Source organism: Sphingobacterium kitahiroshimense (assembly GCF_025961315.1).
GTDB lineage: Bacteria > Bacteroidota > Bacteroidia > Sphingobacteriales > Sphingobacteriaceae > Sphingobacterium > Sphingobacterium anhuiense.
Genome location: NZ_JAOQNK010000001.1, coordinates 5940479 through 5953986, shown reverse-complemented (window position 1 = coordinate 5953986; position 13508 = coordinate 5940479). Strand labels below are relative to the sequence as shown.

The following is a 13508-nucleotide window of genomic DNA, read 5'->3' as shown; positions in this document are numbered from 1 at the left end:
TTGATCTCAACTATATTCCAATATTTACTCCCAATGAAATAGACAAGGGTAATGGGATAGCATCCCGATACTCAGGGTCAATTCCTTTTTTATTTGCACGCCAAATGATCACATTTAAGTTTTTCGCAAAAGCGTACATTGAAAAACTCTTAAAGTACTTGCTTTTTCCAAATTGATAGGACAAATGAATATCCTGTAAGCGGATATGATCTCCTTTTTCAACCAATGCTTCAGAACGATCAAAAAAATCACCTCGATATGAATCCAACGGATACCTTATAGAAGGTACCTCCGTGAATAATTCATCTCCTGGTTTCTGCCAACGGCGACTATAATCTTCATGTCCCAATCGATTTTCGGCAGCCTTTACATCAGAAAAACTTTTTCTAAAAAAATAGTAACCCAATCTCGCCTGTAAATTCACTTTCAAGGATAGATTTCCATAATTGAATTCATTACCCAATGAACCATAAATTACTGGGATACCTGGTCCAACAGCATGAATATTATCCATCGAACCGTACGTTATTTTGAAATAATCCATACTCTCCACTCCGTCTTCATAACCAATTGGATCACCTGTCTCATGATCTAAACCTGCAGTTCGAAAGGCAAATAAAGTACCGCGGTCGTAACCTTCTCTCATTATCGGATTTGAGGATCCAGAACTTTGGCTATAGTTAATAGGATAAGGATATTTGTAATAATATTTAGCAACCTTGGTTCGATTGCGACTTAATAAAAGATTGCTCATCCATGAAAATTTTCCTATTTTCAGATTAGTACTATTCAAGGTTAATTCGAATCCCTTAGCATCCAACTCGCCCCCGTTGGTCATTATAGCATCATATCCAGTTGTAGGATCTATCGGTACTGAAGTCAAAAGATCCATAGATCTACGTTGGTACCATTCTACTGATCCATTAATCCGATTGTCAAATGCACCAAAATCTAATGCTAAATTCAAAGTACTGATACGCTCCCATCGTAAAGAAGGATTAGAGGGACTGGATATTGTAGCAAATGGTAATCCAGTAGTATAGTCAGTACCTCGATAGTATAAAATAGGAAAACCGCTGCTACTGGCGTTAGCTCTACCTGTAAAACCAAAGGTTGCTCTTAATTTAAGCTGTGATAACCAGTTTATATCATAAAACGGCTCTTCCTGAATTAACCATGCCCCTCCCGCAGACCACAAAGGTTGCCATTTATTGTTGGACTTGACACCAAATAGATTGGAAGCATCTTGTCTCACACTTCCTGATAAAACGTAGCGTTTTCGAAAAGCATAATTGATATTCCCATAAAATGAAACATACCTATTTACCTGAAGTTCTGGCAGAATCAGATCCTCAATTGCTTTACCACCATATTTTTGATTAAGAATAGGGTTAATACTAACATGATCCACTGGAATATGGCTCAGATTCTCTTTGTTATAACCATACATTACAAATGAATTGCGAGTATACCGTCTTTGCCTTACCTCAGCTCCTACCATCAAATCAATTTTATGAAGCTCATTTTTGGATAAAAATGAATAATCTCCCTGAAAACGACCTGTTTGACTGTTTGTTCTATCCATGATATTATACAACCGATCTCCCACAGGTATAGGTCTATTTATTATCTGCTCGTCATCCCATTGACTATAGAGATTAATCATATTCCTCATTGCATAAGAACCTGTACCCATCCAATCCGAAATATCATTTTGAATAGACTGATGTGCATACAGGATCTCCAAATTTATTTTTGAGAACAATTTATAGCGAAGTGAGAGATTTATAGCTAAATCTTTTGCATCACCTATACTCGAATTATCATATTGCTCTTTGATAGGATTATAGCTCCAATCGAGCAGCTTACCATTACCTGCAGTATCTCTATAGATATTTTTATACGTCGCTAATTCAATAGCTCTCGGGTTTCCATCATTGTCCACCAATCTCAGATATGGCCATGTTCCTCCTCCACCACCAGCATCTAAAGTTTGATATGCTATCGGTTGATTTAAGCTATAGTCATTTGATTTTATATCGGAGTAATTAATATCAGCAGTTACTTCTACATTTTTAATAGGTTTTACTTTAAGAGAAGATCGAAGTGTATTTCGCTTAAATGATGAAACTTCAAAACGGCCCTTGTTATTGTCATGTCCAAATGATAAAGAATAAGCTACCGCTTTATCACCACCCGATAAGTTTAGGGCGTATTGTTGACTAAACTCTTTCCGATATACATATTTATGATAATCATCTCTTACATCATAACCTCTATATTTACTGATCTGTTGATCTGCTTCCTGTTGTGTTATTTGCTTTTTTCGTACAGCATCCAACAATTCAACTACTGGACTCAGCGTAGGATAACTATAGATATCTGCCAATTTATAATCATAAAATCCTTTGTCAAAAAGAAAGGTCTCATAATCGATAAAGTCACTGCTATTCAAAAAGGGTAAAGCATAAATATCGGGTTTATCGACGATTGTAAAGTTAGAATTAACGGTGAGTGAGAATGGCGCATTATATTTACCTTTCTTACTAGTAAGTACAATAACACCCTCTCCGGCGCTAGTACCCCATATCGATGCAGCAACCGCGTCTTTCAAAATGGTAACACTTTCAATGTCGTTAGGATTTATATTGCGTGGATCACCCTCATAAACGATATTGTCTAAAACAATTGTCATTCCTGCTTTACCAGACATTTTGGTATTTCCACGAATATTGAATTGATACTGCGGAACATCAACGTACCTGAAGCGATCCGTGAATTGTCCATCCTTCGAAAACATAGTACTGACACTAGCATTCTCCAATCTGTCAATAATGTTTGGTCCTACCCGTTTATTCAGTAATTTATTATCCACAAATTCAAAGCTCCCAGTTGCCCGCTCTTTCGGGATTTTCTGAAACCCCGTACTCACAACTTCTACTTCGTCAAGCTGATTTTCACTAGCATATAGTTGCACATGCAATGATACGCCTGAAGTATAATCCAACTCTAGGGGTTTATAGCCGACAGAGGTGAACTTCACTTTGCCCGTACGCTGGGATATAGCGATGCTAAAAGAGCCATCTTTCTTGGTCGATGTCTTCATATTATTCGCTTCAATACGCACGGATACAGCCTGTAATGGCTTCTTATCTACAGCAGAAATAACTGTCCCCTGCAACACATAACTTTGCTTACTCTGAGCTTGTGCGGATACCGATCCGAACCCCATCATCAACATTAAGATCAATACTGCTGAAAACACTGATTTTCCAAATCGACTCATAAAACTCTCATTCACATCATCTCTAACACCTCCTTGCTTTTGATTTGAAAAGCATTTTAAGCGATTAGACAGATTATTAATACGAAACCACTCAGATGCCTGACGAAAGAAATTGAATCGCTTAAAACCTCTTATTTTAGATAATGCACTTTCCGTGTAGGGATCAAGTATGGATGAAGCATAGATAAAGCGTTGATAGTGCGTTAGTAGTGCGTAAACGGGTACCGTTTTACGCACTATCCATGCATTACTAGTACTTAGCATACGCATTACGGACGCTTGGGCAACACATGGAAAACTAAATTGCCATACTTGCCTAGCACAAGCCAGTCGTAGCACTGCTAAGCTACTATTACCAGTGGCTCTTTGGTAGCTCTCCAGTACATTCCCAGTACCTTTTTGGTGCCTTTTCAGTAGGGCATTGGTGAATAAACCGTACACTGACCGTACATCAAGAACCATTTTAGCAAGTACATTCTTCATGAAAATCATAAAAAAAGCAAAGCCACTGATTCGGATCTTATTTGGACTTTCTTTTAACCTTCTTTTAACCTTGTAGTAGTTTTCTCCGTAACTGCACCACACTTGCACCGCAGTTGTACCGCCCTTTTCCTGGTGCAGGGACGGGAGAGTTACGGTGCACATACGGTGCAACGACGACCGGAGGTAAAACAAGGCCCGAAGCGGGTTAAAAGCAGGTATATAGCGGGTACCTTTCAGAAAATACCTCAATTTACTGTTTGCCACATCCAGTAAACTTTTACTAACTTTCTCCTTCCTTTTTTCACCTCTTTTTCTACTTCCACTCAGGTTTTGCTTGACTATCCTTCGACTTTTCATGCACTGTAGCCGATGAAATCCCGATGCCAAGTCGAAGCCCAGTGGCAGAAACTTAGAAGTTGGTGTTAAGTTGGTCAGGAAAAAATCAGAAATTTCTAGCTTGAGTTCCTTTTGTTTGACACCTGTTCGAGTGTTGTTCGACTCCGCTTCGAGACGTGTTCGACACTCCTTCGAGTCTTGTTCGGGTGCTGTTCGACTGCGCTTCGACTGGCCTTCGGGAAATTGCCGAACAGCAGTCGAAGAACTGCCGAAGGATTTCCGAATCAGTCTCGAACCAGTCCCAAGGTTATCCCAAACGTTTGTCGAACCTTCATCGAAGGAATATTGACTGATTAAATCAACATTAGTTGTATGTGCAATATTATTTTTAAACACATTTTTAGCGACAGAAAGTTCAGGTAATATCCTGTGCCCTCTGCTCAATAGCACACCTTCCCTTTCAGGCTTAAATAGTTTCCGGAGATAATCCCAGAACTTGACTATATATTGTATGTTTATGTTCATTATTTTAATTTTTTGGACATAAAGCTTCCCTGCTCCTTTTATTGCCGAGGGAGGCTTCATCATGAAGCTTTTTCCCTCGGCAGCATCCGGAGATCACAGGTAGTGAAACTTTACTAATACTTTTCTAAGATTAATTCTTGGTTTTCTTTTACCGTTCTTTTGGCTTTAATGATCATCATAAGCTGTTCCTCCCAGATCAACTCGACAAACTCTCCTGCTATGCTCAATACCTTGCGACTATCTTTTACAATGGTCAATCTTTCTAAGGTCACTTCTATTCCAAAGTGCTTATTGAGATCGTTCATTATCCGTTGCCGGTACTCTTCCCTTTCTGTCCGTGCTGGTACCGCCAGTTCATAGCAATATGAAGAGATACACTCTCCTTTCTTTATTGGTATAAACCGCTCCTTATGCTCTCCTAACACCAGTATTTGGTTAGTCGGAAAATTAGCAGGCAGTCCCAGAGCAAAGAGATAAATCTCAAAGACAGTCATATTGATCAGTGAGATCCGCAGTACATCGGTATTGTCATTACGAACAACCATACTGAAAGAATCGGAAGGCTCTAACAGGCGGATCATGAGCGAGTAATAACGCTGTGCTGGCCGTTCCTTCTTGACATACTTTATCGCCGATTGCGTCGAGCTTTCGGAAATTGGTAACAACACATTTTTAAAGAATCGTTCGGGTAAAAGAGTGATCATAGTTCGTTTTTTAATAACTGGAACACGATTTTCACGCAGATAAGAAGACATTTCCTCTCTTAGGGTTAGCGCATAGCTCTCCCAATAGCAAGTATTTTGCATTGTTTTTAGTTTAAATTGGCTCCCTTAAAACTTTACTTTTTGGACATGGCTCGCGCCGTAAGGAAACCAGTTAAAAAAATATTAAATCAAGAAAATGCAATTTTACGTCTGCGTCAATTGGTTATATAATGGTCTTCATTATTGCATTATTTGGGTAAAAGAACAAGAACCGACTTTCACTTATTGATGTAATTCAATAAAACTTGATGACAATAATTTGCTTTATGACTAGAAAAGTGTAATTTTAGGTTACGAAGTCTAAAATCCGATCCAATTTAGCATATACAAGCAATTGTATATCAAAATGAAAGTCGGTAACATAAGCCATCATAGTATGGGAACAAGCTAGTTTTAACCTTATTAGTACGTTATTTTTAATATTAAGTATGGTCAGCAAACCACGCTTTTACTAAAATGCGCCTTTTAGATTTGGAACAAACTTCCCCTATCCTATTTATAGTTATGTTTTACTAAACGCCCTATTCTGGCGCACAGGATATGTTCTTTATTAAACTGAAATGTGCGAACCGATGACTCTGATCCTTGATCAGGTTTGTGTTGGTTCTGTGAGTGGTTTTGAATCGTTTCATAATTTTTAGAGTTATGCAAACAATGTCAATCTCGAGCAAATTTGTCCCTCTTTGGAAAAAGCAAGGGACGGCATCACACTTTAGACCCGAAGGCGAGCTAAGCCCTTGTCACTTCTAAATCTTCGCGAGATTCCTGAAGGACCCATCTAAAGCATTGACGTGAGCCGCCCCAATGCTATATGGTAAAAGTACAAAACTTTTTCATTAAAGCACGGAGCGATCTACACGGTGCTCTCGGTGGTATTTTAGCTCTTTACGGGCCGAGAAAACATCGTTCAATTAGGGCTATGCCCTATTGTATAATCGCTTAGACAAATATATAAAATAGTTTCTGTAAAAACAAATATAATTTATGGAAACCAATGGTTAGAAATTATGGATGCTATTGAATTACTTAAACAAGATTTAAAAAACTTTAAGGCATATTTGCTTTCAAGAATATCTCTATTAGGATTAACTCACGAAAATTTTGCAAAAAAGGTTAATATTTCAAAAGGAGAAATCAGCAAGATTCTAAATAATAATCGTCAAGGTGTTTCTCTGACATCATTCTATCTTATTGCTGTGAACTCTGGCGATACTATAGAAAATGCAAGAGACTATATTTATCCCCACAGAAAATTTAATCTGAAAAAAGTTAAAATCGATACAAAGGAAAAGAAAAGTATAAATAAGTTCGGATTATATATGAAGGAAAACTTCGATTCGGACACCATTGAATATGTCGGTGGTAAAAACTCCTTTGACATCATCCAGCAAAAGACTGGGATCGAAGAAAAGCGATTAAAAGACATCTATTACAAAACTGGTGCACCAGAACCTTTCGAGTTCTTACTTATCGAAAAAGCAGTCGGAAAGAAACCAGGTGAAATGATGAAGGATTATGTTGAAAATCGAGTCATTAAGATTGGCTAAAGGGTAGTTAAATCATTAATCCAAAATAGAAAAATTAATTGATAGAAAAATTTTCATTACAAGACTTGGTTAAAAGTTCATAAACTTATGAAATCAGGAGGTCGTTCAATTATTTCCGCAGGAGAAATAACGTAATTAAAAAAGCATTTAGGTTGATTAATTATTTTAAAATTAGAATTTCAAAATATCCCAAAAATGATAAAAAAGTGGAAATTAGCCAATTTTAAATCTGTGAATAAAAAAACAGTTTTAGAATTTGAGCCCTTAACAATCTTTGCTGGAGCAAATAGCTCAGGCAAGAGCACCGTAATACAAAGTATTTTATTAACGGCCCAAACCATACAAAGTCCTGTCATGTCTAGATCGGTCATACTTAATGGGCACATCTCAAAATTTGGCAGCTATAAAGATATTAATTCCCATAATAGCAAAAAAAAAGAAATAGAAATAGGTTTTACTTTAGAACCTAATTATAAAGACATGTCTGATTATGATTCTTTAATAAGCTATAGATATTTTCACTTCGATAGAAATATTAAAAACGTCGAACTTTCCTACAAATTTCTTTCAGAACAAACACCGATAGAACAACTTAATCCAAGTTTAGAAAGTGTAACTATAAAATCTGTTTATGTAGACAATAAGAAGACAAACATTTCTATAAAAAAGTCACAAAAGAGATCAGAAGAGAGAATTACAGATTATGAAATCAAGACTATCTCTCCTTCCGACACTAAAAACTTGGAGTACGAGATTGAAATTAGCCCTTTTCATACTACTTCTTATTTTTATCAAATTCCCAAGACATCGAAAATAATAGGGGTTAACATGTTACATTTCATACCTAATAATATTACAATATTATATAATGAGTTAGATAATCAAATTAACACTTTAAAGTTAGCTTTACAAGGCAAATCTAATCGATTTAATGACGGTGATCAAAGATCTTATGATGAAATAATCTATACAACAGAGCTCAAAAAAATTATAAATGATTTTTTTGAGGACTCCATGACTGAGACTAATATTAATTCTTCCTCTATGCTTGAAAAAAGATGGATTAATGATTTAAAGCAAAAAGTAAGCACTTTAAGAAAAAACTTTAATTCAGATAATTTATCAAAATGCCTTAATTCAAGATTTACACTACGTTATCTTATGCCACAGTTAATATTAAAGAAAAGCGAATTTGATGAAATTTTAGATAAAATCGATAAGAAACCTTACAATTCTGCAAACTCAATCCCCTTACATTTAGCAGAGCTTGATTACATTGAAAATCAATTCAAGAAAAATGTAAAGTACTTAGGACCATTACGAGATGAGCCTAAATCAATATATCCGCTAGAGGGATATATAGACTCTATGAATCTTGGATTTAAAGGAGAAAATACAGCCGCAGTGCTTGATCTTCACAAAAATAGAGAAATAAAATATGTTCCTTCTTCAGAATTTACTTCAAGTAACGAAATTAAATCTATAGCTACAACAACTCTAAAAGAAGCTGTGCTTGACTGGTTAGTTTATTTAGGGGTAGCAAGTCATTTCGACACAAAGGATATGGGCAAGTTGGGGCATGAACTAGTTGTTTCAATAGACAAAAGTCAGAATCTTCATGACTTGACTCATGTTGGTGTTGGTGTAAGCCAAGTGCTCCCGATATTGGTTCTTTCATTTCTTGCAGGTGAGGACTCTACTCTTATATTCGAACAACCAGAATTACATTTACACCCTAAAGTTCAAACGCGTTTAGCGGATTTTTTTATATCTCAGAATATATTAAAAAAACAATGTATTGTAGAAACCCATAGCGAATATTTAATAAATCGTCTAAGGTATTTAATTGCAATCTCAAAAGGAGATTCTTTAAGTAAGGATGCTATACTATATTTTGTAGAAAAAGAAGGTGCTGATTCTATTTATAAAGAAATTAGAATTAATAAATATGGAGTTATTCCGGAATGGCCAAAAGGTTTCTTTGATGAAAGCGAAAAGCTAGCATCACAACTATTAGAGGCTGGTTTAAAAAAAAGAAACAAAGAAAGATAACATGAACTTTTATCTAGACCCTGCTGTGTTAACTTTGGACAAAGAAAACACTACGAAAGATCAGTTAGAAGAATTTATATATTCTTTAATCGACTACAAAAAAACCATGGATTTAAATTGGGGAGCATTCTATATACCAGATTCAACATCTACTCTTCTTTTTGAAAATAATCTTTACCCTCTAGTGGATAACATTAAACATCTGACAAAAACATATAACATAGATTATATCCAACCAGAAGAGATAGATAAAATTATTTGTTCAATCCTTAATAAAACTATGTCATATGAAAACCATTTAACTATATATGACGTTCTGTACGAAGATGTTCACAATGAAGAAAGCAAGACCGATAATGGGATTTCCGACTTTACTCAAGTTTTAAAAACTATGACACTATGTATCATATTGAGTGCAGAAGCTAATAAGAAAGAACTTGACAATAACATCATACTAAGCAATGTTAACTTGATATGTTTAGATGTTAACATATCATTATGTGAAAGTATAATAGATTATGAACCACCATCTTCATTAAAAACGAATGTACAAACGTATTTAAATTTTAATAATTTTGTAACTACCTACAATCCTGCTGCTCTTTGGACCAATATAACTAATGAGAAATGTTTTAGAATTGCATTAGCAATGCAATTGAAGCAAACAGATACAAATATAGATTTTTACGAGTATACTAATTCTACTGAAATGCTAATTATGAAATCTTTCCTTGATTCTCAGAAAGCTCTAAACTTTCAAAATGAAAAGAGCAAAGCTCAAATGTTACTTCGTTCTTTAACTGAAGAAATACTTAAAACGCACATGGCTCATACCCACGAAATAAGAGAAAGTAAAGGTGGCAATAGTAAACAACTTAAGTGGAAGGAATATTACGCATGGAGAAGAGATATTGATCATGAGTTCCATTTACATTATTGGAAAAAAGGTCAAACTAAGATATTTACAGATGTTGTTCATCATAATAATTTTAATATTAGTAAATTCAAAGACAACTAGAAAACTTTTCTCCCATTTATTGCAATACAATTGATGGGAGAAATTCATACGCAATTGAAATCACTCTTTAGTAAATCAAAAATCCGATATTAATACTATTCATCTGCAGGAATTATAAAGTAGGTCATACAGCACTTTATCCAAATACTTTAATTAATCACGCATCTTCTTATTATGTAAACTGGACATAGAATGCTTGTAACTTTCACATATTAAAAATCAACGTTTGACTTTTTTTGAACTTGATTGTGGCAAATAAATAGTATCTCTTATTATAATAGGTGATTTCGATCTAGTTTCATTTATTATTTGCTTTATGGAGGTAGAATCGATCTCCAATACCGAATTTTCTTTAGCTTTCGTACTAATGTGATAATTCACAATTCCTAATACTAATGTAATAGCGACACTTCCAACCGCTGCTATCATAGAACCAAAGCTTATTTTTCGAGTCATTTCATTATAAATATCTTGCTTTGTCCTAAAGTTGTAAATAGCAAATTTACTTTCATCAATTTTTAGCAAAAGTATTTCACCACTTTTCTTCAAAAAAATACATTTACTTTTCCGGTGTATTTTCTTGTTTTTTTTCAGGGAAGATCGTCTGTCTGTTATCCATCCGATAACTTGTTCCTTTCAATTTAACAACCTCACATCGATACAATAATCTATCCAATAGTGCTGTTGCCAGCACTTCATCCTCAAGCGTTTCTGCCCACTGTTTTGGAGACTTATTGGTTGTGATAATGATGGATGCCTGTTCATGGAGGTGGTTGATCATATTGAAGAAAGCCACAGCCTGAACTTTGTTGATCGGGAAAAGCATGATATCATCAATAGCCAGTACATGTGCTTTTAATAGCCGGTTATATGCATTCATTGCCGATACAGTGATATCCTTCATCTTGAGGATATTGGTTAGTTCCTCCATACTCAGGAAATATGCACGGTAGCCGGCGATCAGAGCGTCATGGATCAGCCCCGCAGCCAGATATGTTTTTCCTGTTCCGCTGGGTCCCATCAGTATCAGGTTATAATTCTGTTCGAGCCACAACAACTCTCTGAGCTGAGCCAGTTCAGCCTTTAATAATCCGTTGGACACATTAAAGTCATAGCTGTCCAGATCATTATGCTTGGGTAATTTGGCCAGCCGGATTCTTCTTTCCAGATCTGCCGATTTTCGGTAGCTCACTTCACTTGCCAATATCTCCATGATAAAATCCATATAGGACGGTTTATCGATCTGTGCCCGATGGATCAGTTCTTCCGGAGCTTTTTTGAGATTGGTCAGACGCAATGTCTCTGCATGTTCTTTGATTTGTTTGATCTGTTCCATGATTAGTTGAGTATAGATTCATAATAATTGATATTACTGGTTTCAGGATCTAGGCCCTGCTGTAAATGCGTAGTGTCAGCACTGGATCCGACTGTTAGATATTCTGTGCCTGCAGGATGCAGTTTCTTCTGCAGATTGAGAACCTGGGAGAATTCATAGGCATTGAAGATTTTGTTTTCCAGACATATGCCCAATGTCTGATCTATAGATTCCTGCGATGCACTCCTGAGATTTTTAAGGATCACTTTTAGGCTGTCATGGTAATACCTCGGTCTGTTTTCTTTTAAAAGCGTAAGATAAATGACCCCATTATTATTGTTAAAAAGAGCGGTCACTTCTGCTGTTGTTTGTTCAACACGGTCTGAACCGGTTCTTTTATGTCCTTCAAGACGTACGATATAGCCTTTCTGCTGTGAGATGATATGCCGTGCCACTATCTGATTCGCTTCGCTATAGATGCACATACTGCTCCCCTTGATTTCAAGCAGTACTTTGGTTCCCTGACCTTTATAACTTCCAGATGGAAGACTATAGTAATTGCCCCGATAGGTAATACAGTTATCTTTTCTTACAAAGTATTCAGGTAACATTGTCTTAGGTAAAGTTGGAACAGCAGTGATAGACTGCAGATACTTTTGCTCCATCAGCCACTCCTTATGGGGTATCTTACCGGTGCTGCCATGTACTTTTCCGTTGCCACGTCTTTTAAGCCAGTCCAGAGCCTCTTTCTGCAGGACAGGAACTGTTTTATATAAGCGTCCACGAAGAAAGTTATGCTTTACATATTTGACCACATTTTCTATTTTTCCCTTTGATTCAGGGTCAGCCTTTCTGCAGAACACTGGTTCAAATGGGTTAATGTCACAAAAAGAACGGAAACCGTCAGTCAACAGGATATCGCCAAGGTTTTCTTCCTGGATGAATACCCGGTCCTGGTCATAGATGATCTGCTGAGGGATACCCTGAAAAAACTCAAAAGCAAGTTCATGTGCATAAACAGCTGTTGTTGTGGTAAACGGATGGTTCTGGAAGTAAACAAACTTTTGCCGTGAGCGGCTCAGTACCATTGCAAAGAAGTAAACTTTCATCTGGTAAGTGGTGTCGGTCTGCATAAAGGCCTGTCCAAAGTCAACCTGTGCCTGCTGGCCATAAGGTGTATCCGGCAATTTTTCATAATCACGCGCCTGTTTATCCCTGTATTTTACCAGACCATGTTCAAGACGGATGTTCCTGACAAAATTATAGATGGTTTTGCTATGTACCGTAGGGAGGTCGGAATATCGCTCCATAAGGCGATCCTCAACCTGTGCTGCGGATAGATAGGGCTGAAGTTCCAGGGTTTCTTTAACATAACTGTAATAGACCGAAAGTTTCTTGGGGAGATTTCTGGGCCGTGAGATCCAGTCATGGAACCCTTTTTCTGAAAGTGACAGATACTTGCGTACTGTAGCCCGGTCTAAACCGGTTTCAACATGAATCTGACTTATGTTTAGTCCCGATCCAATTAATTCTTTAACTTTGTACCACATAAAAACTCTGTTTTTATTAAGAGGCCGACATTGATTTTGTTTCACACCAAAAGATGCGGCCTTTTTTTAATTTTAGCTAATGTAATGGCGAATTACTTTTGCTAAAATCTGTTGATACAAAGTTGCTACTTACAAAAGTCATTTTTAACTAACTCATTCAAAGCTTCTGTAGGATAAATATTGTATTCAAGTATCCCTAAGAGATATTTAAAATCTTCATATAGAAAAACTTCCTCGGTCGCTCTTTCGGAATCATACGCCTTCGTGTTATCCCCTAAGATAATACCTAAAAAGCGGCCAGATTTACGTTGAATACAATAATCATTATCCAACAGATATGTCATAATTTCTTTGATCTGCCTCGATCTCTTTAAAAATGTTAGATACTCGTCTGGATTAGTATTTGTAAATGTTGGTCCTAAAATTCTGTAGTATTGAATTTCAGCATTTTTGAGAATATAATCATACGCTCTACCCTCCACGTAATATGGTTCATTAAAACCCCATAAACCAGACATAATACTTCCCAATCGAGGAAGAGGATCCGTATCACCAATTTCTATAATCTTATTTATAAAATCTTTTTCAAATTTTGTAAAAGCCCGTGTGTTATACTTTTTATCCATTTAATA

9 protein-coding genes are annotated in these 13508 nt (G+C 36.2%); 3 read left to right on the top strand and 6 right to left on the bottom strand.

The genetic code is table 11. From position 1 onward, the window contains the following. Positions 1 to 10: 10 nt before the first annotated feature. Positions 11 to 4630: a SusC/RagA family TonB-linked outer membrane protein gene (locus M2265_RS25425; RefSeq protein WP_165905989.1), complete on the bottom strand. Its 4620-nt coding sequence runs from the start codon at positions 4628 to 4630 to the stop codon at positions 11 to 13. Between the two features lie 113 nt (positions 4631 to 4743). Next, entirely contained in the window at positions 4744 to 5436 is a 693-nt protein-coding gene (locus tag M2265_RS25420; RefSeq protein ID WP_132773776.1) for a hypothetical protein, read from the bottom strand. A 965-nt stretch (positions 5437 to 6401) separates the two neighbouring features. Between M2265_RS25420 and M2265_RS25415 the strand changes: the two genes are divergently transcribed. From M2265_RS25415 to M2265_RS25405, 3 genes are all read left to right on the top strand, one after another. Beyond that, entirely contained in the window at positions 6402 to 6941 is a 540-nt protein-coding gene (locus M2265_RS25415) for a hypothetical protein (RefSeq protein ID WP_132773774.1), read from the top strand. Between the two features lie 195 nt (positions 6942 to 7136). Beyond that, positions 7137 to 8993: a DUF3696 domain-containing protein gene (locus M2265_RS25410; protein WP_132773773.1), complete on the top strand. Its 1857-nt coding sequence runs from the start codon at positions 7137 to 7139 to the stop codon at positions 8991 to 8993. Position 8994: 1 nt separating this feature from the next. Further along, positions 8995 to 10011: a hypothetical protein gene (locus M2265_RS25405; protein ID WP_132773771.1), complete on the top strand. Its 1017-nt coding sequence runs from the start codon at positions 8995 to 8997 to the stop codon at positions 10009 to 10011. A 219-nt stretch (positions 10012 to 10230) separates the two neighbouring features. Here the strand turns inward: M2265_RS25405 and M2265_RS25400 are convergent, their stop codons facing one another. The 4 genes from M2265_RS25400 to M2265_RS25385 form a co-directional block, all read right to left on the bottom strand. Then, the gene (locus M2265_RS25400; protein WP_132773770.1) at positions 10231 to 10560 is read right to left on the bottom strand and encodes a hypothetical protein; all 330 of its coding nucleotides are present in this window, start codon (positions 10558 to 10560) and stop codon (positions 10231 to 10233) included. A 10-nt stretch (positions 10561 to 10570) separates the two neighbouring features. Next, positions 10571 to 11347, bottom strand: coding sequence for an IS21-like element helper ATPase IstB (gene istB, locus M2265_RS25395; RefSeq protein WP_264599342.1), 777 nt, complete (start codon positions 11345 to 11347; stop codon positions 10571 to 10573). A 2-nt stretch (positions 11348 to 11349) separates the two neighbouring features. After that, positions 11350 to 12876 (bottom strand): IS21 family transposase, encoded by a 1527-nt coding sequence (gene istA / locus M2265_RS25390; RefSeq protein WP_264599371.1) that lies wholly within the window; start codon positions 12874 to 12876, stop codon positions 11350 to 11352. A 125-nt stretch (positions 12877 to 13001) separates the two neighbouring features. Further along, positions 13002 to 13502, bottom strand: coding sequence for a hypothetical protein (locus M2265_RS25385; protein ID WP_132772958.1), 501 nt, complete (start codon positions 13500 to 13502; stop codon positions 13002 to 13004). Positions 13503 to 13508: the final 6 nt, after the last annotated feature.